This is a genomic window from Lentilactobacillus parafarraginis DSM 18390 = JCM 14109 (assembly GCF_001435895.1).
Taxonomy (GTDB): domain Bacteria; phylum Bacillota; class Bacilli; order Lactobacillales; family Lactobacillaceae; genus Lentilactobacillus; species Lentilactobacillus parafarraginis.
The window spans coordinates 40,011-65,916 of the sequence record NZ_AZFZ01000005.1; the positions used below are offsets into that span (position 1 = coordinate 40,011).

General features: G+C 39.1%; 24 protein-coding genes and 1 tRNA gene. 1 reads left to right on the forward strand and 24 read right to left on the reverse strand.

Going from position 1 to position 25,906, the window contains the following annotated elements:
• Positions 1-15: 15 nt before the first annotated feature.
• The 7 genes from proC to FD47_RS02250 form a co-directional block, all read right to left on the reverse strand.
• The gene (gene proC, locus FD47_RS02225) at positions 16-816 is read right to left on the reverse strand and encodes a pyrroline-5-carboxylate reductase (RefSeq protein WP_056979997.1); all 801 of its coding nucleotides are present in this window, start codon (positions 814-816) and stop codon (positions 16-18) included.
• A gap of 338 nt (positions 817-1,154) precedes the next feature.
• A tRNA-Gln gene (locus FD47_RS02230) sits at positions 1,155-1,226 on the reverse strand.
• Positions 1,227-1,351: 125 nt separating this feature from the next.
• On the reverse strand, positions 1,352-1,978 hold the full coding sequence (locus FD47_RS02235) for a metallophosphoesterase (RefSeq protein WP_225352711.1): 627 nt from the start codon (positions 1,976-1,978) through the stop codon (positions 1,352-1,354).
• 15 nt (positions 1,979-1,993) lie between these two features.
• Entirely contained in the window at positions 1,994-2,176 is a 183-nt protein-coding gene (locus FD47_RS15800; protein ID WP_225352712.1) for a metallophosphoesterase family protein, read from the reverse strand.
• A gap of 65 nt (positions 2,177-2,241) precedes the next feature.
• A complete protein-coding gene (locus FD47_RS02240; protein ID WP_056979998.1) occupies positions 2,242-3,735 on the reverse strand; it encodes a peptide MFS transporter in 1,494 nt (497 codons plus the stop codon).
• Between the two features lie 215 nt (positions 3,736-3,950).
• Positions 3,951-4,256, reverse strand: a complete 306-nt coding sequence (locus FD47_RS02245; protein WP_054732675.1) for a PTS lactose/cellobiose transporter subunit IIA — start codon at positions 4,254-4,256, stop codon at positions 3,951-3,953.
• The gene (locus FD47_RS02250; protein ID WP_008214409.1) at positions 4,257-4,574 is read right to left on the reverse strand and encodes a PTS sugar transporter subunit IIB; all 318 of its coding nucleotides are present in this window, start codon (positions 4,572-4,574) and stop codon (positions 4,257-4,259) included.
• Positions 4,575-4,925: 351 nt separating this feature from the next.
• Between FD47_RS02250 and FD47_RS02255 the strand changes: the two genes are divergently transcribed.
• On the forward strand, positions 4,926-5,552 hold the full coding sequence (locus FD47_RS02255; RefSeq protein WP_056979999.1) for an Ig-like domain-containing protein: 627 nt from the start codon (positions 4,926-4,928) through the stop codon (positions 5,550-5,552).
• A 510-nt stretch (positions 5,553-6,062) separates the two neighbouring features.
• Here the strand turns inward: FD47_RS02255 and FD47_RS02260 are convergent.
• From FD47_RS02260 to FD47_RS02335, 17 genes are all read right to left on the reverse strand, one after another.
• A complete protein-coding gene (locus FD47_RS02260) occupies positions 6,063-6,314 on the reverse strand; it encodes a hemolysin XhlA family protein (protein WP_035181114.1) in 252 nt (83 codons plus the stop codon).
• Positions 6,314-7,138, reverse strand: coding sequence for a GH25 family lysozyme (locus FD47_RS02265; protein WP_054732678.1), 825 nt, complete (start codon positions 7,136-7,138; stop codon positions 6,314-6,316). Before FD47_RS02265 ends, FD47_RS02260 begins: the two co-directional genes overlap by 1 nt.
• Before the next feature lie 12 nt (positions 7,139-7,150).
• Positions 7,151-7,618, reverse strand: a complete 468-nt coding sequence (locus FD47_RS02270; protein WP_035181110.1) for a hypothetical protein — start codon at positions 7,616-7,618, stop codon at positions 7,151-7,153.
• Between the two features lie 401 nt (positions 7,619-8,019).
• Positions 8,020-10,725 (reverse strand): hypothetical protein, encoded by a 2,706-nt coding sequence (locus tag FD47_RS15805; RefSeq protein WP_054732681.1) that lies wholly within the window; start codon positions 10,723-10,725, stop codon positions 8,020-8,022.
• Positions 10,718-10,858, reverse strand: a complete 141-nt coding sequence (locus FD47_RS15615; RefSeq protein ID WP_169790400.1) for a hypothetical protein — start codon at positions 10,856-10,858, stop codon at positions 10,718-10,720. The genes FD47_RS15805 and FD47_RS15615 overlap by 8 nt, the downstream gene beginning before the upstream one ends.
• A gap of 9 nt (positions 10,859-10,867) precedes the next feature.
• The gene (locus FD47_RS02280; RefSeq protein ID WP_035181108.1) at positions 10,868-11,701 is read right to left on the reverse strand and encodes a hypothetical protein; all 834 of its coding nucleotides are present in this window, start codon (positions 11,699-11,701) and stop codon (positions 10,868-10,870) included.
• On the reverse strand, positions 11,698-14,280 hold the full coding sequence (locus tag FD47_RS02285) for a phage tail spike protein (RefSeq protein ID WP_035181104.1): 2,583 nt from the start codon (positions 14,278-14,280) through the stop codon (positions 11,698-11,700). The genes FD47_RS02280 and FD47_RS02285 overlap by 4 nt, the downstream gene beginning before the upstream one ends.
• 49 nt (positions 14,281-14,329) lie before the next feature.
• Positions 14,330-15,079 (reverse strand): phage distal tail protein, encoded by a 750-nt coding sequence (locus FD47_RS02290; protein WP_020282071.1) that lies wholly within the window; start codon positions 15,077-15,079, stop codon positions 14,330-14,332.
• A 5-nt stretch (positions 15,080-15,084) separates the two neighbouring features.
• Positions 15,085-16,314 (reverse strand): distal tail protein Dit, encoded by a 1,230-nt coding sequence (locus FD47_RS02295; RefSeq protein WP_035181099.1) that lies wholly within the window; start codon positions 16,312-16,314, stop codon positions 15,085-15,087.
• Complete coding sequence (locus FD47_RS02300) at positions 16,307-21,883, reverse strand: phage tail tape measure protein (protein ID WP_054732683.1); 5,577 nt, start codon at positions 21,881-21,883, stop codon at positions 16,307-16,309. The genes FD47_RS02295 and FD47_RS02300 overlap by 8 nt, the downstream gene beginning before the upstream one ends.
• Before the next feature lie 208 nt (positions 21,884-22,091).
• Positions 22,092-22,469 carry a phage tail assembly chaperone gene (locus FD47_RS02305; protein WP_054732686.1) on the reverse strand — a complete coding sequence of 126 codons (378 nt, stop codon included), beginning with the start codon at positions 22,467-22,469 and terminating at the stop codon, positions 22,092-22,094.
• A gap of 58 nt (positions 22,470-22,527) precedes the next feature.
• Positions 22,528-23,178, reverse strand: a complete 651-nt coding sequence (locus FD47_RS02310) for a phage tail protein (RefSeq protein WP_056980000.1) — start codon at positions 23,176-23,178, stop codon at positions 22,528-22,530.
• Positions 23,179-23,568, reverse strand: coding sequence for a DUF806 family protein (locus FD47_RS02315; protein ID WP_035181096.1), 390 nt, complete (start codon positions 23,566-23,568; stop codon positions 23,179-23,181). It lies immediately after the preceding gene.
• Entirely contained in the window at positions 23,568-23,957 is a 390-nt protein-coding gene (locus FD47_RS02320; protein WP_225352715.1) for an HK97-gp10 family putative phage morphogenesis protein, read from the reverse strand. The genes FD47_RS02315 and FD47_RS02320 overlap by 1 nt, the downstream gene beginning before the upstream one ends.
• A 1-nt stretch (position 23,958) precedes the next feature.
• Positions 23,959-24,321, reverse strand: coding sequence for a phage head closure protein (locus tag FD47_RS02325; protein ID WP_003636420.1), 363 nt, complete (start codon positions 24,319-24,321; stop codon positions 23,959-23,961).
• Positions 24,311-24,601 carry a head-tail connector protein gene (locus FD47_RS02330; RefSeq protein WP_225352716.1) on the reverse strand — a complete coding sequence of 97 codons (291 nt, stop codon included), beginning with the start codon at positions 24,599-24,601 and terminating at the stop codon, positions 24,311-24,313. The genes FD47_RS02325 and FD47_RS02330 overlap by 11 nt, the downstream gene beginning before the upstream one ends.
• Positions 24,602-24,664: 63 nt before the next feature.
• Positions 24,665-25,906: a phage major capsid protein gene (locus FD47_RS02335; RefSeq protein ID WP_035180821.1), complete on the reverse strand. Its 1,242-nt coding sequence runs from the start codon at positions 25,904-25,906 to the stop codon at positions 24,665-24,667.

Below are 25,906 nucleotides of genomic sequence, written 5' to 3' on the forward strand. Positions count from 1 at the left end.
GATCGTTCAGTCCCTTTACTTTGCATTTCCGGTTGATTTGTCAATGGTGGCGTCGATCCCCTTCACCACTGAGTTCAAAAAGCCGGCCTGTTCCATGGCCAGAATGCCGGCAATTGTATCGCCGCCCGGTGAACAAACCTTATCGATCAGCTCGGCAGGTGTTTGTCCGGACGCGAGCAACGACTGAGCTGATCCCAAAGTCGTTTGAGCGGCAACCTTGGTTGCGGTCTCTTTACTAAAGCCGTACTTCACGCCCGCCCGACTCAGCGCATCAATGAAGAAGTCGACGTAAGCGACTGCACTACCCGAAATCGCACTGAAAATCGCGAATTGATCTTCTGGAAGCTCACTGACTTCGCCAGTTGCCGCAAAAAGTGCCAGGGCCGTTTTTTCCTTATCGCCGGTCAGGTTTTCATTGGCCGCAACCGCCGTCATCCCCTGACCGAATTCGGAATTAATGTTTGGTAAGCTTCGTAAAATGGCTAAATTATAATCGGTTAATTCTTCCAACCTGGAAAGACTGACTCCGGAAACAATCGAAATAAGGGTCTTCTCAGTCGTTAACTGATCACGAACTTCGCCAAGGACGTCGCCAGCAACCGCTGGCACGACGGCAAGAACCACCAAGTCACTGTCAGCAGCTAAAGCCTGGTTAGTCGCCTTGGCAGTCAATCCGTACTGAGCGGCATAGTTCTCGTAGTTTTCTTTGTGGGCGCTGTGAACCAAAATATTTTCCGCGGGAACAAACTTCGCCCGCAAAAGCCCCTGAATAATTGCCTGAGCCATCGCGCCAACACCAATAAAGCCAATTTTCATGTGAATAACCTCCAAATCCAAATTAATGGACTATTCCAATTTATCGTTATTTTGACAATAACGGAATTCCCCGCGGATTGCAAGCAGAATTTTGAAATAGACCAACTTTAATTTATCAAACTTGAAAGCGATTACCTCAGCACCAGCGATTTTCACCAAATGAAGTGATTGTCATCGACAAAAAAACTGCCAATCAAATTGATTAGCAGCCAGTTGATGTTAATTTTGGAATCCCAAATTGAGGACCCGAACTTTTCGCGCACAGAACGCCTCTCGAATCAAAAAAATCGTCGTATCCAGGACGATAATCCTTGATAAAACGACGAAAGGCGTAACGATTGGGCTAGCTGGGTTCGAACCAGCGCATCACGGGATCAAAACCCGTTGCCTTACCTCTTGGCTATAGCCCAATGAAAAAATGGAGGGGAGTGGATTCGAACCACCGAACCCGAAGGAGCGGATNAAAACACGTTGTCGGTATCAAACCAACGAATATAATAATACAAAATTATTGGTATTTCGTCAAGCGGAATTTTCAAAAAAGTTGAATCGTTTTAAGCTGATTGCGCCACTCACTTAAAAAGTCTGTTGTTCGCCACTCATTGTGATGGTGGTTGTTATTATACCCCACAGCAGCGTTGTAATACCAGGTATTCGCAATTTTAACGGGGGCAATCCGGTTATGAATGTGACCAAAGACAACGGCCGCCATGGCGGATTGATCAATCACCTTCGTTATTCGCTGACTGCCTAACATCGCATTTGCCATGTTCCAGAACCGATTATCGTTCGTGGTGTGAATGAAGTAGCCATTCGGTACGAAGTGGGTCACTAAAATGGTCTGCTTGCCGCTTCTTTGGGCCGCCTGCAGCTGCGTGGTTAATTGGTCAATCACAATCTGTTCGCGCTGAGGATCGCTCATAGGCTGTTTGATAAGGCTATCTACCCAATACGCCATCTTCCACTGGTGAATCTGCTGATCGCTGCGGCCGGTTTGGGCGGCAAACGAATAGTCATACCATCCGTTCAAACCAATAATCCGGTAATTAGTGCCCAGAATATCAACGAAGCGATTGTTCAAGTACCCAGGCCAGGTGCCCGTTTCAAGTTCCTCGTAAGTGACGCCGTTTAACATATCGTGGTTCCCGGCAATGAAGAACACCCTTGTATCTGGTAGTTATGCCTGAAGCAAACGCACATAGTCAGCCGATTTGGTAAAACTGTTAAATAAATCCCCCGCAATCAGATAGTATTGAATCTGGTGCCGACGCAAATAATCTGCCTGTTGCCGAATCGTTTCCGTTAAAGGAACCTTATTGATATCGAAATGATTATCACTGGAAAACGCTACATTTACCATAACTACTCCTTAACAAACAAAAAATGCCATCCAAGTTAGGATAGCACATTTGTGATCATTGATAACTAATTGACACCTTCCATTAACCGCTTAATTGGCTTAACAAGAAATGCCAAGACAACTCCGGCTAAAATGGCGACGAGGCCGACAATCAAGAAGTACTTGATTTCGTTCTCGGGGGTGTAGAACTTAACAATTTGCGAGTTAACCGCTTGGCCAGCGGAATCCGCCAAGAACCACATACTCATCATTTGTGATTCGAAGGCCTTTGGGGCCAACTTAGTGGTAACCGAAAGCCCAATTGGTGAAATCAACAGTTCAGCAATTTCAACGATTGCCCAACTTCCAAGTAACCAGAACGGACTTACTTTAGCCGAGGAACCAAATAACATGACTGGTAATACCATGAACAAGTATGATAAACCGGCAATCCATAACCCCATCGAGAACTTGGATGGTGAACTGGGTTGCTTTTTACCTAATTTAATCCACATCCACGCAAAGAATGGCGTGTACAGCATAATGAACAATGGATTTAAGGACTGGTACCAGCCAGCTGGAATGTTGAAGATTCCAAAGAAGTTATTGTTGGTCTGGTTTTCGGCAAACAGTGCCAGAACCACCGAACCCTGTTCCTCAATTGCCCAAAAAATTGCGGCAGCGATGAACAATGGGATATAAGCAATTGCACGGGAACGTTCGGTAGCCGTAATTTTTTTACTGGAAATAATAATCACAAAGTACACGATTGGGGTTGCAATGGCAATAATACTTAACAGTGAAATAAATGAACTCAATGATAAGCTTCCCATTACTTGCATCAATATAAGCACTAAAGCAAAGACAACGATTCCTAATCCAATCCGGATTGAAAGTTTCTTTGCATCGTTTGGTTCCAGCGGATCGCTTGGGTAGAGACTTGAACTTGGTAAATGTTTCTTGCCGCCACGAATGTATTGTAACAGACCGAAGAACATCCCGATGGCTGCCAACGAGAATCCAAGGTGAAAGTTAACGTTAAATCCAAGCCAGCTAACAAGTAGTGGCGCAACGAATGATCCTAAATTAATCCCAAAAACGAAAATGGTAAATCCAGAATCCCGGCGACTATCTGTTTCGGTATAGAGACCCCCAACCATTTCGGAAATGTTGGGCTTTAACAGACCAGTTCCTAAAGTGATTAGAATAATCGAAGTGAACAACGCTGACGCGCCTAATGGCAATGATAGTGAAATGTGCCCTAACATTATCAAAATCCCACCATAAAAGACTGTGCGGCGACTTCCTAAAATTCGATCACTGACAAAACCACCAATAACGGATGTTAAGTATACGAGTGATCCATAGATTGCCATGATTGAAGCGGCAAGCGACTGATCAAATCCTAATCCGCCCTTTGTAACACTGAAATACATGTAGTATAGAAGAATAGCCCGCATCCCGTAGTAACTGAACCGTTCCCACATTTCGGTGAAGAACAGTGTCGACAGTCCTCGAGGTTGGCCAAAGAACGATGCATCTGCCCTTCGTTCCTGATCGGTTTGATCTTGTTGTTGCATGTGACACCCTCCAAAAAATAAATCTAATCCGTTTAAGAAAATCATTAGCGGGATTAGATCTTTATTTACTTATCCTCAGAATTAAGAATAAACCATAAAAGCTATTATAAGCTAGATACATACTGAATTCAACAAAGCGTGCCAAGCAATCAGCTTAAATGACAACGCAAAATGCCGTAAATTCAGGGATTATTCTTCTCCGTGAATGAAGATGATTATTTTTCTAAGAGGGGTAGCAATTTTGAAACTAAGAAATAAATGGTTTCCGTGTTCATTAAAGTATCCTGAGCATGGGTTAATAAAAGCGAATATGGCACCCTTTCAGCATCCTTCATGAGCTTGTTCTGTTCAACATGGGCCTTAACGAGCCATTGGTGAGCAGTTGCCATCTGACGTGAAATTTCGTCAGAATTCATGGGCCGATCTGTTAAATGATCCAACTGGGCGGAAATAATCTGTTTGGCATGTCCGGCAGCCAGCAACATTGTCATCGCAATTTGGTTGCGATCGTCATCAGTCAATTAGATCGCCTCAGCAGGTGCAAAGGTATTCATAATTAATTTAACAAGTTTCTCTCCGTTGGCCCAACCATAGACATCATCGGGAATTGTCATTACAGGCGCCCGACCATCAATCATCTTAACTTCTCGATTGTGATAACTCGCCTGTGGGGCAATTAATACTAAGTCAATTTGATTATCCAGGTATGTATCAGCTTGAGTGTAGTCGGATGAAATCAGATTAAATGAAACATCGTAGGCTTCCATAAATGATTTGGCGGATTTAACCAGAAAATTACTCGAAATACCATTTTCACATATTAATAGCACATTTTTCATGATAAAAATCTCCTTTTTGTCTTTCGTTCACTTATACAGATTATCATAATGTCGGATTATTATCAAGTACCAATATTTTAAATATGGTTTTAATCGCCCTTATTATGGCAATTAAAAGGTTTTTAATGTGTATACCAATTTAAAGATAGATGGCTATACCAATTCCGGCTTTAAAAGTTTTCCGCTGCTCGCTAACCTATCAAAATTAACGAATTCATTAAACTATCAGAATGGTTACTCATCTATTGGATTTCTAAAGGTTTCATGGCATATAATAATGTCCCGTGGGAAAGACTGTATTTCTCAGGATCGTCACATTTATCAGACCATATTGAAGGGAAGAAACTTAATATGAAATCTGCAACATTACTTTTAGGCCTAGGCCTGGCATTGCCATTATTTTATTCGGCCCCAGTCAGTGCGAGTTATGTTAATTCCGCTCCCGCTGCCCTTAAATTAAAGATTCAGCCGGTTAACAACTCCCAAACTAAAATTACCGGTTCGGTAACGAAGGGATCATTGGTCAAATTGTACCAGGACGGGGCTTACGCAAAAAAGGCCGTTGTCCAATCAAACGGCCGGTTCGTGATCAATTTAAAAAGTCCGCTGTCACACATCGGCAGCTATCAGTTAACGGCAACCAAGGTGAATTTCAAGCCGCTGACAGAATCATTTAAGGTCACTTCATATCCATACACAAACCAAATCAAACCACTTCAAACGCAAGTAACGGCCCTGCAGAAACAGTTGACCTCAATCCAGTCACAATTGTCGACAATGCAAAGTACGGCAGATGGCTTGACCAATCAGGATACGACATCCAGTGACTACCAGCGGGCCTTAACAACCGCCGGAAACAATCCTCAGGCCTATCAGGCAACTTACCTGTCTTTGGAGCAACAGGCCATTGATTTACAGAATCAAATGAACCAGATTCAAACTCAAATTCAGCATTATCAGGATTTGAGTAACTTTTAAGATCAATTTTGCATATGATTTTACATATCTGTCATTGGTAATAGTGTTTCCCTATTGCTGATGACAGATTTTGTATGGAATAATTACGTTTCTAGTAGATTGGTCCAGAAGGTTCCAGAAGTATTTTCTAATTTTGAAGATGTATGGGGTCATTGACAGAAATCGCTAAGATAATGGTTCAGAATCTGATGTCTTTTAGTGGTTTATTTTGAGACACAAAAATAGGAATGTCGCTAAATTAACATTTAGCGCATTCCTATTTTTTTAATTTCTACTCATATGCCGACTGCAGGCACAAGTGCCCCTTACAAACGTTGATATAAGGGCATTTATAATTTTAATTGACCGTTATTTGACCGTTATTAGCTATTTTGTCCTCAAAAATGATAGTTCAATAACCAAAAGCTAATATATGCATAATATTATCAAAAGCACAAAATAATATTAATTAATATATACCAATATATGTATTCCCCCCCAAAAAAAATAATTATCCAAGGGGGATTTATCTCACATAAATCTCTCAATTAAATAAATAATCAACGGTACAATAATTCCCGTTGCCACTAAAGAAATTAATGCATAGTTTATGTGAGTTAAATTATCAATTCGATGTTCATTTTCAATGGACTTGGCCAAAGCTTTATCCGCTTTTTCATTTAAATCCGCTTGGTCGCTTAGCTGTTGCTTAATAGAAGAAATATCTTCTTTAATTCCAATTAACATCTCAGTCATGTTAATTTCGTCAGGAACTGCCGTCATTATTTACCACCAGCCTTTACCGCAAAGATAAACTTAACCTTGTCCTTATTAGCTGTATAGTACCCAGTTGGCGTAGAAAGTCGATAAATCTCACCATATTTAATTGGTGTAGCGTAAAATCGGCTCCCTTTAATCAGACGTGTATGACGTTTAGATTTGAATTGAACGTCGTTAAATTGGTGAATTACGCTTTGTGTTGCTTCGTATAGGCCTGGAGTCTGATAATATTCCGGTTTAGCAGGTTTAATAACTACCCCACTTCCGGACAGTGAACCATCAAAATCTAAACTAGCGTCAACCTTTAATCCATCATAGTTATCAGTATATTGCCAAGCATTCACATTATCAATTCCCGGTTGACTAACGCCATACGCTGCTACCCAAATATGTTTATCAATAAGTTCAGCTCGATCAATTCGCTTTTCAGCAAACCATGAACCGGATCCATAAGTAATAACGTTGGTAAAACCGTTGGCTTTTAACTCCTTTAAAAAGACATCTACTTCGGCTGTGGTCTTCCAAGGAAGGTCTTGTGCTTCCACATCTAGGGCCAAGACTGTGGATTTATCCAACCCAAAGCTTTTTACCCAAGCTAAGAAATACTTAGCTTCTGATGAACCATGACCATGAAAGAAATGATAAACACTAACACTACCAAATACTTTGAATCCGTTAGCCACTTGCTCTCTAGCTTTAGGGTTAATGTATCCAGTGCCTTCCGTCAATTTAACCACCGTGGTATCAATTCCGTGACTTTTTAGAGATTTCATGTAGGTCTCAGAACTGCCTTGGTAAACAGATAAATCAGCAACCTTTTTTGTCATTTTCGTCACTTCCTACTTTTGTTCAGATGATTGGGGTTCGTTAAATACTTCCGGATCGTCATCGACTGGAACGTCGGGTGTAACGTCATTTGTAGGCGCCGGAGTAACAGGTGCTTTGTGATTATCTCCCTTTAGAGTGTGTTTATAATACTGGTAAGCTTGTTCTGCTAATCCTTCAATTGTTTCTGCTTTAAAATTAAAGCCGGACTCCTTTAAGCCAGAATCAACAAATTGATTGACCACTTTTTTACGATCAGAATTACTTAAAGCTGGCATACTTGCCACCACAGGTACAAAAGCGTTCGCTAATTTCAAGCCTAATTCCATTCCTTGCTTAATATGAGTATTCTTTTCAGTTTTAATTTTAGCTTCAATCAGTGGTTTAACCAATTTATAGGTTGCTGGAATAACTGCAATTAAAAAAGCAACCAATCCGGTTGCCTTCAAAGAATTAAAAACATCTAAAATATAAGTAAACATAAAAAAGCCTCCTGATTTTTTGGGTAAAATAAGAGCACTTATCAAAAATTAGATAAGTGCTCTTAAATGTAAATAAAGTTAGTAAAAGTATAAGGGCAAAAGGTCAAATTTGTAGCCCTCTAATTTTATTATAATACTTTTCATAAATAAAAGCACCTATCCAACAGACAGGTGCCAATTCATATATGGGGGTATATGAATAAGAAATATGAACACAACTCGGAAGATATATTCTGAGGGGAATATATTCTTTAAAGTATGGATAGTAGCTTTTGGGGGCGCTACTATCCACAAAAAATATTATAGCATTTTTTCACAAAGGTTCAAGCTCCTTTCTATCGATATTAGTTGTGGAACTTACTGGCTAAAACGTAATATATAAACGCTGTTTACAGTTTCCTTTATAAATTTAGCGGAATCGCTGCATTAATAAAGCCACCCGCCATTGATGCCCCGTATGTGACATTTAAATCATATGGATTAGTAACACAAGTAATTTTCCCATCGCTTGTTAAACTGATCATAAACATTGATGCTTGTTGTGCTAATGCTTGTAGAATACCAATTGGAAACTTATTTGTGCTTGGAAAACTAATTTTGGAAGTAATATCAGAGGAAAGTTGAAATAATGTTGTACTATTATGAGAGCTATTTCCGCCATTGCCTAACATAATATACTGCCCTGTAAGATAAAGCGTACTATTATATATACGATATTGTAAATTGGTTGTACTTGGTTCCCAGTCGCTATTTTCAGTTTGACTACTATCAACATTTAAGCTTGTCCAATTTGTATTAGTATTTAATGGACTTACAACTGTATTAATTGTATTGTTTACATCAGTTGTAGTTGCCACGTCAATTCCAGACTTTTGAAGTTTTCCTGTAAAATTGGCATCCTTAGTGGTGTCCGCCAAAGTATCAGGAACTGCTGGTACACTGTCTTTAGTAATGTACGGATGACCAGTTGTCTTGTCAATTGGCGCAGTATCAAAGGTGTTCTTACCCGTAAACTCTTGATCTGAACCCGTTCGTGCTAGGTCAGACGGTAAACTGCTTGCGAGTAATAACGGATTATTGTTAACAGTTGGAACAGTATCAAAATTGTTAGCACCAGATAGGTGGGCAACTTTGGAATCGTTAGCTATTTGAGTATAGGTCACTGTTTCCAATAGCGTTATTATATAAGCCTTTTTGTCTTCACTGAACAATATCCCAGACCCTGCTCTTGTTGAAGCAGTAATATGGATGATACCTCTTATTGGAGAAGCAGAAGGATTGTTTAACGTTTCAGCAGTGCAGTAAATTGTAAAGTATCCATTTGGCAATATGCTTATTTTAGCGCTTAAATCATCGGTGTCTCCCAACATTAATAAGGGCATACCGGTGTCATCGGTTACCTTAGATTTTTGCCAGTTTGATGTGTCTGTACTGTGAACAACTTTACTGTCATCAGCAGGTGTAATAGAGCTGCCATTAACTTCAATTGAGCCATCCTTATTATCAGTAACCTTATCCTCTGGAGCTGGTAAATGTGTGACTGGGACTGAGCCAACAACTATCATTAAATTCGTTAGTTGATATGTTGCATGTGAACCATCAATTGTTGCGTGTATTTTTTGACCACTAACAATATCTTTGTCGGGAATAGTAGCAGTTCCTTGGAAATGATGAATACCATCTGTTGTAATATGTTGGTTATTTACAAAAGCATTCCAATTTAAAGCCCAGCCTAACCAATGTACACCACCATCAGCATTTTTAACTACTAAATCATATGAGTAATAAATTTGCGTGCCAGAAGGTAAGGATGAAAATCCGCTGTATAGTGGAAAATTTTGAATGGTTTCTCCCACTCCACCTTGTGCAGTATAAGATAAAACATTATCCGTTTGCAGCACAATATTTCTTAAATTCGTTATGTCACTTAGCTTATTATATGGCTGTACCTTAACCCCATTAAGTTGTTCAGTTCCATCTTTGTTATCAGTAACTTTAGTACTCAATCCATTGTTTAAATCAGTAACAGTAACGTACTTACTTAAATCTGGACTTACACTTCCACAATTTTTCCATGTTCCGGCATCCCAAACATATAAATCAGTACCAACAAAATAACAATAACCTTCTTGATTTCCAGTCGTTGGAAGTTGTGAAGCATCATTGACTGTACCTTTAACAACTAATCCAGCACCAACAGGACCTTGTGGACCAATTGGTCCAGTAGCACCCGTTGCACCAGTATCACCTTTATCACCCTTTTGTGAAACAAGGTAAAAGTCTTTTGTTGTGTCATCAGTGTAGTTTAAAGTAGCTTTCATCCACAAATAGGGATTTGTAGTCGTTGTAGCAACGATGTTATTTGACCAAGTTCCTGTTGGAGCAGTAGTTGCACTATTTGAAATTTGATATTGAATTGTAGTTGAAGAAACACCTGTGCCAGTATTTCCTTGAATACCTTGATCACCTTTAGGTCCTTGTAATGGTCCGCAATCTTTCCAAGCACCGTTCACCCAAACATATAATTCTTCACCAACTAAATAGCCATCACCTTCATTTGCTGTTGAGGGTAAATTCGAAACTGATGAAACTTTGTCTTTGATTTCAAGACCAGTACCAGTATCACCTTTGTCACCTTTATCACCCTTTTGAACATTATGAACTGCATTCTCCATTTGGCTACTTAGATCATCAAATTGTTGCTTAAAATCATTTAAAGTAATAACTGGGATCACTTCACCAGTATCACTCATGAGGTTCTCTTCAATTGAAAATCCTAACGTTCCATCGCTTGGAAAGATAGCCTGCGTACCATCATTCATAGTAACCCAAACTTCAATATCATAATCATCCGGAACCAATGTGTTCATAATATCCTGATTAATTGGAAAGCTTAGTGTTCCACCAAGCGGACTAGTTACAGTGGTTAAATCAATAGTTTGTTGCATGATATAGCCATCATCGTTAGCTATTTTTACCAAAATTGACTTAGCATTAGTTAAATCAAAGGCTACCCCGTCGGCCGTGAGTGCCAGATTAAAAGCAGTGGTTGTATCTAAATATTTAACCACATCATTATCATCCGTGAATGCGAGCTCCTTACTCATTAGTTTTCGCCTTCTTTCTAAGCTGATTATTTTCAATTTTTAATAACGCAATTTGTTGATTTTTTGCTGCCATATCTTGACTGTACTCATTAACTAATTGGTTAATTAAATCTTGTGCGTTAATATCATTCATCAGATCACCTTACATCTTCAATTTCTTTTCAATCTTATTAATTTCATCAAGTAAATTAGTTCCATGTGAAATGACATCACCAGCATGAAGATCAATTGTCGTACCAGCCTCATTGTGGAAATAAATATCAGTTCCTGAAACTGATGAAATATAACCTCCAGGACCACATTTAATTCCTTCCGCTAAATACGTCCATGCATTTGCACTACCAATATGAGTATTGTTGCCGCCATATGCTTGAAAAGTTTGTCCTTCAATAACTGAAGCCCCAACATTAATTGAATCAACATCCAAGCCACCACGGATTTTAGTGTACCCATTACTATTTCCAGATACGAATTGAAGATAACTCCCATTACTAATGGCGCAGAATCCACCTTGGTCTAATGTAATCTTTCCATTACTACTATTCTCTTCGATTGAAGCTCCTGTAATTGTTGAAGTTGCATCAATCTTGGCAGCTTTAATGATTGATGAATCAATTTCTACCGAATTCAAATATCCGGCTTCAATAGTTCCCAAATCAGCAGTTAATGCTGAAAGCTGTCCAACCGATAGGACAGTTTGAGACATTTTAGTCTTAACCCAGTCCGAACCATCGTAGGTATACATTTCACTAGTCATATGGTTACTGTCTTGAACATACCAAATATCACCTTCATCATGACTTTTACCATCATCAAAAGGTTCTTGCGATGAAACGGTAATTTTTCCATCGAGCGAAGTTTTTACTTTACCCGCTTCATCAGCCGCAGAATTTGCAGCATTTTTTGCATCGTCAGAGGCTTGTTGAGCAAGCTTAGCATTTTCATCAATATTCAATGTTCCCGTTGCAATAATCAATTGCTATCACCATCCTCAATTTTGGTTCCTTCACCAGTTGATTCATCCCCATCTTCATCACTATCAGAACTATCATCTGAATCATCAGCATTATCATTTCCGGTAATTACTGGTTGTTCAGTCTCATCATTCTCGCCTTCATCTTGTTCAGGATATTCAACAACTAAATCTTTAGAATCATCACGGATTCCAAGTGGAGCTGTATATAGGGCACTATGAGCAATAGAGACAGTATGTGCAGCATCCCTATATTCAGAAACGTTAAAGCCAACAATTAACCTAGAATTATTAACATCTTCATATATGCCCTCCGGCTCCAAATGACCGCCATTTTCCAACGGCACTGTTAACTTAATATCCTGCATTGGTTCCACCACATAATCAAATACCATTGACTGTGTAATTAAGTTAATACACATAACATGTTTGTCATCAGCATTGTTAGCATCACCCGCCGTAAAAAAAGCAAATGGATAACTAATCCCATTCGCTTGAAGAGTATTATAAGTGCCATTATTAATGGTTCCAGCTGGTAATGGTTTCCAGCCAAAGTCTTGCAGATTAAATTCAATAATAGGAGTAAAGTTTCCAGCTTGTAAATCGCTAATTTGACAAACATATACTTTCCCACTTGTCGTACTTCCTAGCCACAGATTGTTCTTCAAATCAACGTTAACTCGAAAATATTGTTTTACTTGGCACCACTTGGTTATATTACTAGCACTTGTATTGGCTTGATATGCCATTGTTACCAAATAATATTTCCCATCAATTGGATCTTTTATTTCTGTATAAATTGTGTTGGAACCTTCATCATAGCCAAACGATCCGCAATGGCCACCTCCAGTTACAAACATCATGCTTTGTAATGTTCCATCAGCGTTCCATTTAATAAATTCACAATCTGAATGGTTTTTGTCTTTAGAATAGTGATAACTAGACAACACCGAACCATCACTCAATAAATATGAAAATTGTAAGGCCCCAATATGCTGATCACCATTAAAATCTTTATTGGCAGCGTCCTTAGTTTCCCAAAGCTTCTGCCAAGATCCATCAACTGAATTACTGGTATCAATCCACATTTCAGCTTGATCTTTGACGTAAGCATCATCAATTGTTACAAGTAAAGTACCTACAAATGGTGGTTCAATAGTAACCTGATAACCATCTTTTGCATGGTCAGCTTCCCACCCAATATCACGGGTACCGTCCATATTAATTTTTTGCCAATTAAACGCTTGTGGTGACAGATAAGAAGTCACGTTTTCACCTTCAATAAACAATCTCGCAATCACCCGTTTGGAAGTATCCGTGTTATACCAAGTTGAACCTAATGGCGTAATCAAGCTGACTGTGGCCGCATTGGCATTTTCTCGGGCTTCTTCAAATAATTTTTTAACATGGTCATTCCAACGCTGTTCCATATTACGGATAAACGCCGGCGTAATTACTTTAACTGTGCTAAACTCTCCCAAGACGACTTTATTTTGACTTGGATCACTCTCTGAAGTGGTTTGCTGAATGACTCGCGCTTCCGTTGTCAAAATTGGGTTCATGGATAAATCAATCACCTTAATAGTATCGCCCAAGTTAGCTTGAAAATCTTGAGTAACCTCCACAGCGTAGTTGATTCGTGGATGATTGTACAATCTTAATTCCCGCAATCCCCAATCAAGTAATGCTTTAGGTTCAGTAATAGTGTCACTAGTAATCGTTCCTTCCAGCCAGGTGTTCTGATCAGTGTTATAAAGAGAATTTGCTGAAACGTCAGTAATATAATTCTTGCCGTTGTTAACCGAGGCAATTGAAGCATTATTTGCGCCCACAATGTAAAGCTTGGTTACTAAATTAGTATCAACTGTTTCTCGTTGGACAGACAACATGTTTTGCCCATAGGTAATTGATTTACCTTCATCTTCTCCCAATTGATCAGCTAATTCTAAAATCAGGTCAGTCACAATACCATTAGTGTCAATATGGCAATAAGCATCAGCTTCCGCATCGTAAGTTGATAGAACCGTCTGCAAGGCAGATTGACTAGAAGCCGTACCATCAAAGTTAATATCAGCAAACAAGCCCGAAGAACAATTATTTTGTAAATCCCAACCAGTATCAGCCATAATCCACTGCATGGCTTGATCTAATTTACAATCTTTAATTTCTTTTTGGGGTGGAATGGTCTTATTTAATTTATAGATTGCTAGGTTAATAGCATCAACCGTTACTAAGTGAGCCCCACTAGTGGCATCAATAGTTTCATCAACCTGATAAATTCGATAAATACGCCAATGATTATGCACATCATCATACACAGCGACACTATTACCAACCGTTAAGTATTGAGCCGCAGGGGCACTTTGCAACATGGTTAGTCCTGTTAATGTATCATTCCAACTTTTGGAGTTAGCATTCGGATCCGTACTATTAAAAGTGCTAACGCCAGTAATGCCATCATCCGAGTTACTGTTATCATCGGCAATTTGGCGTTCAACTACTTCACCCCAAAACGGGTTGGCGTCTGAATTAGTTGATAACGTAGCAACTCGCTTTAAATTTTTATCCAGGATAATATACAAATCTCTAGCCTCCTTAATGTATGTATGAAAAAAGTAGTCGCTTTCGTGACTACTTAATTGCTGGTCGATATTCAATTGTTACATCAGCATTTTTGGGATCCGGGAAAAAGTGTAGAGTTTGTGGAACCCCACCGGTTAATTTAGGGAAGGTCGATAACCATGAAACGTATTTATCGGCCGGTTTTCCATCAATAGTAACTTTATTGTTGGCCGTATCAATAATAATTTCTTGACCAGCCTTGGCAATAATATGTGGCGTATCATCTGGATCAGTAGAGCCATCACTGCGCCATTCTTCATAATTGGTTAAAGCTTCATAATCTGACTTATACGCCACCACTGGATTAACTAAGTCCTCTTTAATATCATGCTTACCAAAGAAAACGCCTAAGTTGGCTAAAGCAAAACCAAACTTACCGGATTTATCCAACTTTTCCTTATGCATGTGAGTTTTACTTGTATTGTTAACACTATATGGCTCACCGGTTTTAGGATCCCACTGGTTAATTTCTGCTACCCAGTTGTCGTAAACATTCCCCGAACTATCCGATTTTTTCTGTCGTTCAAGAATAAATTCACCATAAAAATTCGAGTAGGCATCCTTATTCATATACGAGGTTTCAGTTACATATTCTTTTTCCTTTTTCTTCTTTGTTGTAGCTTTGGGAGCTGATGTTTTTTTGCCCCCTTTACTACTACTCTTCTTGCCACCCTTTTTAGATTTCACAACTCGTTTCTTTTTAGTCTTAGTCTTCTTACGAGTTTTTCGTTTCTTCCGCGCAAAGAATTGTAGATTCATTTATATCACTTCTTCTTTTTAGTCGTCTTCTTAACGGTGACTGTTTTGGTGTAGGCAACTTTAACATGTTTGGTAGCCTCATTTTGTTTCTGCTGACCATTACCTTCATCAAACAGCAATGTCAAATAACTATCAGAGTTACTACTATCAAAATTATTGCCTAATTGAATAAACGCCCGTGGATAACGGCCCATTGAGTAATCTTCAATCCCCATCCGGCCACAAACATTACCATTATTATCCAATAAATAAGCTTCAATCTTTCCCATTGCCCGCTCATTTTTCATTCGTTTAACATGATGCAAACGCACCGAAACTTTCCAATAAGGAGTTATCTTAGGTAAGCCATTATGCATAACTGCGGGGCCGTAAAAGTTCTTGTGTTTACCACGAGTGCCCCATTCATAATGGTCATCTTTATCTTTAGCCACCATAATTGAAGTACCGGTGGCCGCTGAGCTTCCATCTATCTCGCCCTTATAAATTGGAAAGGCTTGCGTATTTTCACTACATTGAATCCACGTAGCTAATGAGTTACATGGATCGTCAACCTGTTGAGTTTGGGATTGTCCCATGACTGTGACGTTGCCATCACTATCCGTAGTCGTATCACCGTCATCAACGTTATATCCAACCGCTACATAGTCATCATTTGTTTCATAACCCACATAATAAAGATCAGTTTTCGGAATAATATGAATAATTGGATCAACTTCCGTATTTCCTTCAGGAATAATTTGCTGATCATTGTCTGTAATTTTTATTTCCTTTTGTGGTAAAAATCCGCGTGGATCCGCCAGCATGAAGACTAACGTGGTTTGAAAGTCCTGAACACCTTCATTAATAAATGTCGGTGTTGGAATACTTGTAAAGTGTCCATAATAAGTTACATCTGGATCATCATTAAACCTCAGCGGATATTCAGTATCAGCATCACTGCTGGTATTGACTAAAACATTAGTTAATGTTTTAATTCGTTCGTTATATTCATCGCGGGTGGTACAGAAACAGGTAATCGGAATGTCAAATTCTTTTTCACCATAGTCTGTTCCCAAGTACACACCACCATAACGTTTAGGGACGTCTTGAAATGACTCAGTAATATTGGGGGCTAACGGTTTCGATACATGATTTAGAAATATGCCCAAATCGTCTTCTGAATTAAAACCACCGTTCCCATCTTCATCAAAGGCAAAATCAAATGTGTTTACATCATAATTATCGTTATTAGCCAAAGGTTACACCTCTTCCCCAATTATTCTTAGCAGTTGTCCGTTTGTTATGTTTATTGACTGCCTGGACAACTTGCTTGTCAGTCACTACTGCCGGAATCGGATTGTTTTGGCCATCGACCAATTGACTCATAAGTTTAATCATTGTATCAAACTTAGCTTCAAGTCTTTTGACAGCCTGAACATCTGAATTGCTTGATTGGTTGGTATGCTGATCTGTCTGTTTAAAATGAGCCATAGTATCGGCTAACAATTCATAGGCTCGTCCTCGTTTATTAATATCCCACGGAATGATGGTTTCCGGTTTGTTACGTTCGGCTACTTTAATTAACTGTTCTTGATCAACCAAGCCACCATTCGCATATCCTAAATAATTAGCAACTTTCTTCGCACCGTTAACGTGTTGCCCCGTATAGCCACCACGTTCCCAATCTTCAGAAAATTGACTGGCTAACGAAGCAATCGAACCATGACCCTCAAGGATTCGTTTAAATACAGAAGAATCAGAACTGTCATCGCTTAACGCAAACTTTAATTGGGTAGCTGCATTGCGCCAGTTTTCACCATGACGATGAGCATATGATTTCAAATGATTCAGTCTACCACCTAACCACTGCCCAAGCCCAGAAGCTCCACCAGATGAATTTCTTGCGTTAGGATTTAATCCTGACTCAAATTCCCAATTACCAAGAATTGCAGCAATTCCTGCTTTAGTTGCGCGTGGATCCAGCTTTTTCAATGCTTTAGCTAAGGTTTTAGCTCTAGCTGCCACATCGCCACTTAATCCAAAGCTGCTTAAACTACCAAACAATTTTTGCCATAATGGTTTTAAATTTTTCGATACCCAACTCCAAACCCCGGAATGCTTTAATTGAGATTTTACTAGTGTTTGTAACCCAGAACTTTGTTTATGAGATTTAGTTGACTTTTTAACTTTGTCAATCAACCCAGGCACTCTTCGAATCCCAACAAAATCACCGAAGCCCTTGATGGTAGAATATTTAATCCCGTCCTTTGGATTTTCAGCACTGAACATATGCCCAGAACCACTATTATCGACCACAATACCAACGTGTTGACTTCCTCCACGACCGAAGAATGCTAAATCACCAGTCTTAGCATTCTTCCAAGATACAGGCTTAGAAAAGTTGTATTCAGGGACAGTAGTCGAGCCACCTGGAACTGTAATTCCCATGTGCTTCAAAGTCTCATAAACTAAGCCAGAACAATCATAATAATTCGGTCCTAAGCGGACATTAGAGCCTTCAGAATATCGGTGATGGGCACGATTTGCCAATTTCTTAGCTTCATTCAAAAATGCTGAATTAGTCTGACCGCCACCTTCGGAAACCATGCCATGTAACATATTCCAGGCCGTATCCCACCAAACCGAACCCTGTTGCTTGTCGCGTTTGCCAAACATATTGGCAAAGTTCTCTCCAACAGTTCCCTTTATATCGCCAAAGTTAGGTTGAAAAACTTGTTTGAAAGTTGCATCAGAATGCTTAGCAATATGTGATAGTGCCGACAGCTTCTGCTTTAAAGAACCCCAAATACCTTTAAAGAATTTCCCGATACCACCAAACAAACCAGTTCCTGACGCAAAGTGCTGCATGCCATTTAAAGCCATTAACATCTTAGACTCTGTCGCATTTAAAACGCCGGAACCAGCTTCTAGGAACCGGTGAGTATCTTTACCTTCAACTGGTTCTAATTGCCCATCTGCGTGGACAATGATTTCTTTATTATGTGTTTCTGGTGAATCGTGACCATCATTAAGCTTAGCCAAAACCGGTTGGGTTAATAAACCATTTTTCAACAATCCGGTACCTGTTGCCCACGCTACTGTTGGTATCGGATCTAAAGTTTGTGAACCCCCGTATTGTTTAAAAACTTTGTTCTGGGCTGAAATGGCATTTTTATTCATCCCGTTGACTAATTTGCCAATCCAATTACCAACTGACTTCCAAATTCCATGCCAAGAAAGACTGTAATTATCTTTAGTTTTGGAATTGTTTTTCTTAATATTCTCATACTGAGAAACAGCCTGAGCCGTTACTTTACGATTTTGATTATGTGCATAATCGTAAACCTTATCAGACTGCTGTTTGGCTTTAGTGATTGAATCGTTCTTTTGCTTAGCGGCGTGATTAATTACACCAATTCTCTGTTTACGAGCTTCTTCAATAATCTTTTGGCGTTGAGCTTTGGCAGCTGAACTATTTCCCTTATACTCTTCGTCTGCTGCTTTAACTGTATTTTTATATTTCTTCCAAGCCGCTTTATAAACACTATGATATTCATCGTTAGCTTTTTTGCTGACAGACTTTTGTTCTTCATCAGCGTTTGCCACCAATTTAATCATTTTTTCTTTAGAATACTTTTTACCCTTTTCAGTAAGAGTTTTGTAATCTTTTGCAATCTTGTTAGTAGACAATTTAATCTGACCAGCTAAGGTTGTATGCAGTTTGGCTTCTTTAGCAGTCACTTGAGTAGCAAATTTAAGATGTTGTTTCTCAAGTGCTTCTTTCTTTTCCTTCTGCATTTTTTCAACTTGAACGGATCCTTTACCGTATTTATTCTCAGCTTTTAGAATCTTTTTATTCCACGATTCGGTTAATCGTTGCCGTGATTGCGCATAATATTTGGCAATTGCCTGCTGATCCTTTTGACTCATCAGAGTTAATCGGTTGGCTTTAGATCCTTCACCCTTAATAATTTGTAGGCGTTTTTCGTACTCTTTTTTAGTAATGTCCCCGTTTTTATAAAGTAATTGTAAGTTCTTCTTGTCCTGAGCTTCACGGTTTTTATAATAGCTTGTCGCTTCATCAGAAAGTTTCTTGAAAGAAGACTTAGTAGATAATTTAGGTGTATGGATTTTTTGTGCTGAAAGTCCTTTTTGAATAGCTTTACCAAACTTACGACCAACACCTTCGCCAACCAAGCCACCCAAACCAGCGCCAACAGCTGTGCCAATTCCAGGTAAAATAGCTGTTCCAATTGCTGCACCTGCTGCAGTACCACCTAATGAACCAGTAGCAGCGCCAATGTGTGAACCGGCAGTCTTCTTTTTCATGCCAATTAAATCAGTTGCCGAATTTAAAACGTCTAAGACACCGACAGAACCAGCCGCAACCTTTCCGAATTTGCTAACACCTTTAAACTTTTCAGCTAATTTAGCGAATCGGCCAACTTTTCCGGAGTCTTCGGCAACTTTACTTGTATCATCTATATCGTGGATGGCCGTTTTACCATCTTTTTCAGCACCTTCGGTAATCTTACCTTCGCCTCCAGCACTATCAGCAACATTATCAATTGCACTGGTACCATTTCCGGCATCCACATTAGCTTCTTTAGCCTTAGTGTTACGTTCAATAGCTAGGGTCTGATCATCATATGCTGATGTTAATCGGTTCACCTTTAATCTTTGACCACCAAAAACAGAGGTAATGTCACTAAATATTTTGAAATATTTATAAACTTTACCAACTGCCCAAATTGCAGCTAATGCTTCACCGAAATGTTTGACACCTTCATAATGCTTAACAGCAAAAATACCAATATTGGCAATTCCTACTGCAACATGTGCAGTTAAAGTAGCCGTTTTACCAATATCTTTCTGAAATCCTTTTTCACCAAAAAGCTTGGTCATTTGATTAGCCGCTTTTGTCATGTAGGGCAGTAACTTAGACCCAAACATAATTGATAATTGATCCCAGGCTTGCTTGAATCGCTTCTGGGACATTTGGGCAGTTTGTGCATTCTTGTTAGCTAATCTTTGAACGTAAGTCCCAGCTTTGCTTGCTTTAGAAACATTGTTGGTTAAATCAGCCAACTGACCATTATATCTAGCTAAGATTTGAGCTGCTTGCATACCAGTTTGGCCAAAAATCGTTTTAAATATGCGTGCTGTATCAGCTCCACCAAGTTTTTTAGTATGTTCTTCGATAATTTTAAAAATTGCAGGCAATGTTTTGAAATTACCATTGGCAGTCTGGAATATTTTAGTTGATTTAATCCCAATGTCATTCAAAGCACCCATAGCTGAATTAGTTGGTGCTGCTAAACTAGTAATAATTTTTCGTAGACCCGTTCCGGCTTTATCAGCTTCCAAGCCGTGGTTACTTAATTCACCTAAAGCAGCAGAAGTTTGCTCAATACTAAACCCCGCATTATTAGCTGAATCGCCTACATATTCCATACCTTTACCTAGACTGTGGAAGTCAGTGGCAGTCATATCAGCAGAATAGGCCAATGCATTAACTACACGTTTAGTGTTGTGCATCATTTTTGCCGTATTATTGGTTTTCATGCCAAATGCTTCGATCGCCTGGCTTGATACTTTAACCACATCTTTAAAGTCATCACCAGAAGCCACACTGGCTTGTAGTTCAGTTTTCATAACCGCTAATGATTCAGCACCTGTATGACCACGCTTGATTAAATCCTGGTATTGATCAGCAATTTCTTTTTGACTAACCCCATATTTGAGAGCGTACTTAGTCCCATCTTTTTGCATTTCGGTGACGGTCTTAATGGCAGTTTTAGTCTTATCACCACCCGTAACTAACAAGTTCCGGTTTACTTTATAAACATTTTGAAGTTCAGTTGCTTTTTTAGCGCCAGAAAATGCAGCTGCTCCCAATGTCCCCATCGCTACGCTAGCACCTAGTAAACTCCCTTTAATTGATCCAAACGCATTTTTAACCTTACCTTTAGCAATGTTGGCTTTATCGCCCATTCGAGCCATGGCATCACTCATGTGACCGACTTGTAAGTCGTATTTAACCACATCTGAACGAACGTTAGCTAGTGAAGCAGCTGTTTTGTTGACTCGCACTTTCTGGGTGTTAAAAGCTTCATTGGCAATGTCCAAGCTACCTTTTAATTGATTGAGTTTTTCCTTTTCTTGGGCATACTCATCTGCATTCTTGTGGGTATCATTGGCAAGTTCATGAACAACATTTCGTTGCTTTTCATAAGCTAACTGGGCTTGTCTATAAGTCTGTGAATTTTTATTAAGTTCATCATTTTGCAATTTATACTGATCGGATAAACTACTCAGGCCTTCTTTAAGTCCCTTGAGCTTTACTTGACCCGCTTGGTTAATCTTTCCCTGAGCCTTTAAGGCATCTACATAAGAATTGGTTACTTGATTAAGGCTATGATAGTTACGCTGCAATCCAGATAGTCCTGAATTAAGGTATTCAAATTGCTTTTCCGCTTTAGACTGTTGATCATTTAAACCAGCAATCTTCTCTTGTGCTTTAGCAATCTGATTAGCATATTTGGCATATTTTTCTGAACCTTGGTTGGTCGTTTGATCGAGGCCTGACTGTCGACGCTTCAACTCATCAATTTTTAAGTTATAACCTTTAATTTCTTCTGATATTCCTTGATACCTAGTTTTTAAAGCATCTAGCTTATCTCCAGAAGATTTTAAGGCCACCTCCTGAGAACGCCATGCATTGGTAGTAGCTTTAATGTAATTGGTTAAAGTCTTTAATGACCGTGCTGGTTGTACTGCATCCAAGCGAATTGAAGTACTCATTACATCATTAATAGTAGCCATTAGTCAGTCCCCTTTCGTTTATTTAATAACTCGACAACCGGATCTGTTACTTGTTTCTTCTTATCCTTAGCATTTAAGACTGCCATAAATTCAAAGTAATCTTGTCGGTTTAACTCATCTGGTAAGATTCCTTGCTTCATCATTTGTTGTTTAAAAAAAAGCATATCTTGTTGGGATATGCTTAAATCATTGATTAATTTAGCTAATCTTAATTGTTTTCTTTTGGGTCAGCTGATTCCTCACTTTGCTGTTTGGTGACAGTCTCCCAGTCTTCATCACTCATACCTTGAAACCGGAATAATACATAGGCCATGAAATTTTGAAAGTCGGTGAAGTCCAAAGTTGATTTAATCTTTTCAACTTCTTGATCAGTCAACTTAAAAATATCAATCATAAATTGCAATAATCCTTGAACCATTTTCTTTTGCGTTTCCAAAACTGCTAGTGGGTCATCATTAGTAAAATCAACTGCATCTGATTTCAACAATTGAATTTGTAAATTTTGGGCTTTCTCAACAACACCCACAGTGGTTTTAACTTCAGCTGACTTTTTACGTAAACCTAATTTTGTAATATTAATTTTCATGATCAAAGCTCCTTTATTTTATTTGATTATGTATGCGGGGAATATCCCCCGCCTTGATCTATTTTCCTGGTGTTGTACCGCCAGTTGTTGAACCAGTCGTGCTACTACCGGTAGTTGCTGAATAACCACCAAAGACTTCAGCCAGCATTTTGGCTTTATCAAAGCCAGCATCTTGAGACATCCAAATCTTGTACGGTTCTCCGTTGAAGATGGTATTGTCAGCCGGTGTTAATGCTTGGTAAGTTAACGCCGTATTGGCATCAGTTTCAGCATTATTATCCGTTGCATGAGAACTACCAGTTTCAATTAGTTGACCATTAGCAAAGCCTTCGTACATATCAATATTCGTGTATGAACGAAAATGTAACAACATTGCTACATGGGGCTTTGGCAATTGACGTGTCCAACCACCATTAGCCGCATCCTGAATATATCCTTTGAGTTTTTGCAACTCGTCAAAATCAATATCCAAGAATTCCAATGCGACCTGTGGTTGTGCCTGACCATTTGAAACTCGTTTTGCTTCATCATTAGCATAGGCGACAGTACCCTCGGCTTCCAAGCCAGAAACTGTGGCCGTCGTAGCACCTTTAGCATCGCCATCAACTAAATAGATACCATTAGTTCCTACTCCTGCATCGCTAGTCAGTAATTTACCATTAGCATCAACTAAACCAAAGGTGACATCTTTAATACCATGTGTTGACATTTAAAATCCTTCTTTCTTCATTGTAATTGTCTTAGAAACTGAAAAAGTTGCCGTAATTTGATCGGTATCTGGATCCACAGTGTTAGGCTCATGTGAGCTAACCAGCCAATCCTGATTTTCCAAATTATTCATTAAAGTAACTTCTTCATTAAAAATATTTTCTTGTGTTTCTTTTTTCCAAAATATTTGAATTTGAATATTAGCTTGCATATTGCTAAATCGATCGTTCCGATATCCGCCCAACGGTTCAGTAATGGAAGTAACTAATACAATGGTCTGCTTTCCAGAAGTATCAGCACCAGGAGGAATGTTCATGGGATAAAGCTGATCAATCCAACCATAATGTAAAGACTGAACCAAATGATAAACAGTCATAACTGGTAACTCCATTAGTGACCCAACTCCTTCCATTTAATATATTCAGCTTTTAATATATCAGAACGAGCTTCCTCACGGGTCTTTTCCACAAAGTGGTCACCGACAATGTAAACAGTGCCATCATTTAGCCAGCGAGCAATCACTGCTTTTTTCTTGACCCAGCCAACTGTCGCTGTCCCATCCACATCACCATCAACATTTTTCGAACTAACTAATACACTATCAGCCAAGTGAGGATCATTTCCGGTAGCAATTCGATTACTATAATGTAGCCGTTTAGTTTCATCAGCTAATTTCTTTTGTAAAACATCGGCACCGGCTTTAGTGATTATAGTTCTTTCCGCCCGGTTGGGTACCAGTCGCTTTATTTTCGCTAAATAATCGTCTAATTGTTCGGCCATACTAACCATGTTTTTTACCAACCCTCTCATTAATCTGTAGAGTCAAAATGTCATAAGTCACAATTTTATTGCTATCATCTAAACTCAAATTAACGATTTGATACAGTTGGTCTTGATATTGAACTAACAGACCTTTGTCAATTAACGGATTGTGTCGAATAACAATTTGAATAGTATCTTCAAAATCTGTTCCCAAAAGCGAAACGTTCTGTGTGTTAGTTCGCGTATAAGGCATGCACCATAACACGAACTGTGGTTTAAATTGCGTTCCTGATGCACCAGTATTAGGATTAATTGTTGGTAAAGCCGTTCCAAACTGGGCTTGCCGATTAAACTGCTCCGGACTAAATTTATTAAGTGCCATCCGGATCACTTCCTGAAACCATTCCTTGGAGTTGATCTAGCATCATCAACAAACCAGCCGACATCCCCCTAGATAATTCCCGATCATAATATAATTGAGTTGCCAGTGTTTTTATTGCTAAGTCGTAAATTGATGAGGCTTGATATTGGGTTTCAGTTGAACTGACTGAATGATTGACAATCTCAGTTGCCTCATTAATCAAATTGGTAACAGTCGTTAATTCAGTCGGACTTTGGTCAATATGCAACTCATCCATTAATTCTGTCGGATTAACCGTCACATGACACCCCTCCTAACAGCCGCCCATCACTGTATTGTTTATTTCATTGGCGACTTATTTAAATTACTTGCCAGTTGAACTAGTAGTCCCACTAGTCTTTGCAGCAGGAGTTAAATCTGCTAATCCAGTAAATGGCGCATAAATGACCGATTCAGTATCCCACAACTCAACATCAAAGCGATCAATGGCACGAATCTTAGTCAAGTCACTTTCAAAAGAACCAGCACCAATATTAGTAGCCAACAAAGACATCTGTTGGAGATCGAAAAGTCTAACTGCTTCTTTCAAAGCACCGATGTACAGTGGGAAACTGTTACCATCGTTTGGCAGAAAGGCATCGGCAATAACTGTAATTGTCTTACCAGCCAACATTTTTTGTGATGGATTAAGCGGGTTAGGTTGAATGACGTATTGTCCGTTATTATCCTTGACTTTATCCAGAACAGCAAAGCCTGATTGGTTAGTAACAAATGCAGATTCATTCCAAATCAGTGGATCCAATTCCTTGTTGTAAATATCCTTAATGGCGTCAAAACTATCAACTGTGGTTTTTTGTGCGCTTGGTAACTTAGCCAATGCTTGCAAAATTTCACTGTTCCGGGTAATAACATCCTTCTTGGCAATCCAGTTTTCCAAATATGATAATAGATTTGCATCACTATCATTCATCAAAGTATTTGTAATACTAGAAATTCCGGCATATCGATGAATTTTATAATTTAATGGCTTAAAGGCTGCCGGATCATCATTATTCCCAATTTGGGCTGTTTCATCATCCAAGTTGGCAAATGGGGTCACTGACTGTCGTGGCTCAATAACTCGTGATCCCGAAGGTGCATTAACTCCTTCCACAGTTACTAGTGGCTCCAATGATGTAAAGGTTTGTTTTAAAGTATTGATGGCCGTTTGGACATCTTCTGGAATTGTCAAGCCAACACCATTTCCGTTGGCATCAAGTCCACTAGACATCAAATTCAAAAACTTTGGATCACCCTTTAAGGCTCCCTTGACAATATTAATAAACTTAGGCTTGTCTTTTGGCGTAACATCTTTTTGACCACCTGCAGCTGGTTTATCAGGCTTTACTAATTTAGCCGTTGCTAAAGCATCATCATATGCACCTTTAGCAAAATCTCGGGTCTTCTTTGCTTTATCAATTGAATCAGCAATTTTAGTTAGATCCTCATCTGAATATTTTTCAGGAGAATCGTTCAGTTCAACTGCCATTTGATTACGCTTTTCTTGAAGGTCCGTTACTTTTTGACCAGCTTCAAGCCAAGCATCGTGCAGCTTATTTAAATCCAT

Excerpts from the sequence above, each read along its gene's own strand:
- FD47_RS02260 (WP_035181114.1), bottom strand. The coding sequence starts at position 6,314 with ATGACGGCAGTTCCTGACGAAATTAACATGACTGAGATGTTAATTGGA.
- FD47_RS02240 (WP_056979998.1), bottom strand. The coding sequence starts at position 3,735 with ATGCAACAACAAGATCAAACCGATCAGGAACGAAGGGCAGATGCATCG.
- FD47_RS15800 (WP_225352712.1), bottom strand. The coding sequence starts at position 2,176 with ATGGTAAATGTAGCGTTTTCCAGTGATAATCATTTCGATATCAATAAG.
- FD47_RS02315 (WP_035181096.1), bottom strand. The coding sequence starts at position 23,568 with ATGGAGTTACCAGTTATGACTGTTTATCATTTGGTTCAGTCTTTACAT.
- FD47_RS02255 (WP_056979999.1), top strand. The coding sequence starts at position 4,926 with ATGAAATCTGCAACATTACTTTTAGGCCTAGGCCTGGCATTGCCATTA.
- FD47_RS02325 (WP_003636420.1), bottom strand. The coding sequence starts at position 24,321 with ATGGCACTTAATAAATTTAGTCCGGAGCAGTTTAATCGGCAAGCCCAG.
- FD47_RS02335 (WP_035180821.1), bottom strand. The coding sequence starts at position 25,906 with ATGGATTTAAATAAGCTGCACGATGCTTGGCTTGAAGCTGGTCAAAAA.
- proC (WP_056979997.1), bottom strand. The coding sequence starts at position 816 with ATGAAAATTGGCTTTATTGGTGTTGGCGCGATGGCTCAGGCAATTATT.
- FD47_RS02320 (WP_225352715.1), bottom strand. The coding sequence starts at position 23,957 with ATGGCCGAACAATTAGACGATTATTTAGCGAAAATAAAGCGACTGGTA.
- FD47_RS02250 (WP_008214409.1), bottom strand. The coding sequence starts at position 4,574 with ATGAAAAATGTGCTATTAATATGTGAAAATGGTATTTCGAGTAATTTT.
- FD47_RS02310 (WP_056980000.1), bottom strand. The coding sequence starts at position 23,178 with ATGTCAACACATGGTATTAAAGATGTCACCTTTGGTTTAGTTGATGCT.
- FD47_RS02290 (WP_020282071.1), bottom strand. The coding sequence starts at position 15,079 with ATGAATCTACAATTCTTTGCGCGGAAGAAACGAAAAACTCGTAAGAAG.
- FD47_RS15615 (WP_169790400.1), bottom strand. The coding sequence starts at position 10,858 with ATGAATGATATTAACGCACAAGATTTAATTAACCAATTAGTTAATGAG.
- FD47_RS02305 (WP_054732686.1), bottom strand. The coding sequence starts at position 22,469 with ATGAAAATTAATATTACAAAATTAGGTTTACGTAAAAAGTCAGCTGAA.
- FD47_RS02265 (WP_054732678.1), bottom strand. The coding sequence starts at position 7,138 with ATGACAAAAAAGGTTGCTGATTTATCTGTTTACCAAGGCAGTTCTGAG.
- FD47_RS02300 (WP_054732683.1), bottom strand. The coding sequence starts at position 21,883 with ATGGCTACTATTAATGATGTAATGAGTACTTCAATTCGCTTGGATGCA.
- FD47_RS02270 (WP_035181110.1), bottom strand. The coding sequence starts at position 7,618 with ATGTTTACTTATATTTTAGATGTTTTTAATTCTTTGAAGGCAACCGGA.
- FD47_RS15805 (WP_054732681.1), bottom strand. The coding sequence starts at position 10,725 with ATGAGTAAGGAGCTCGCATTCACGGATGATAATGATGTGGTTAAATAT.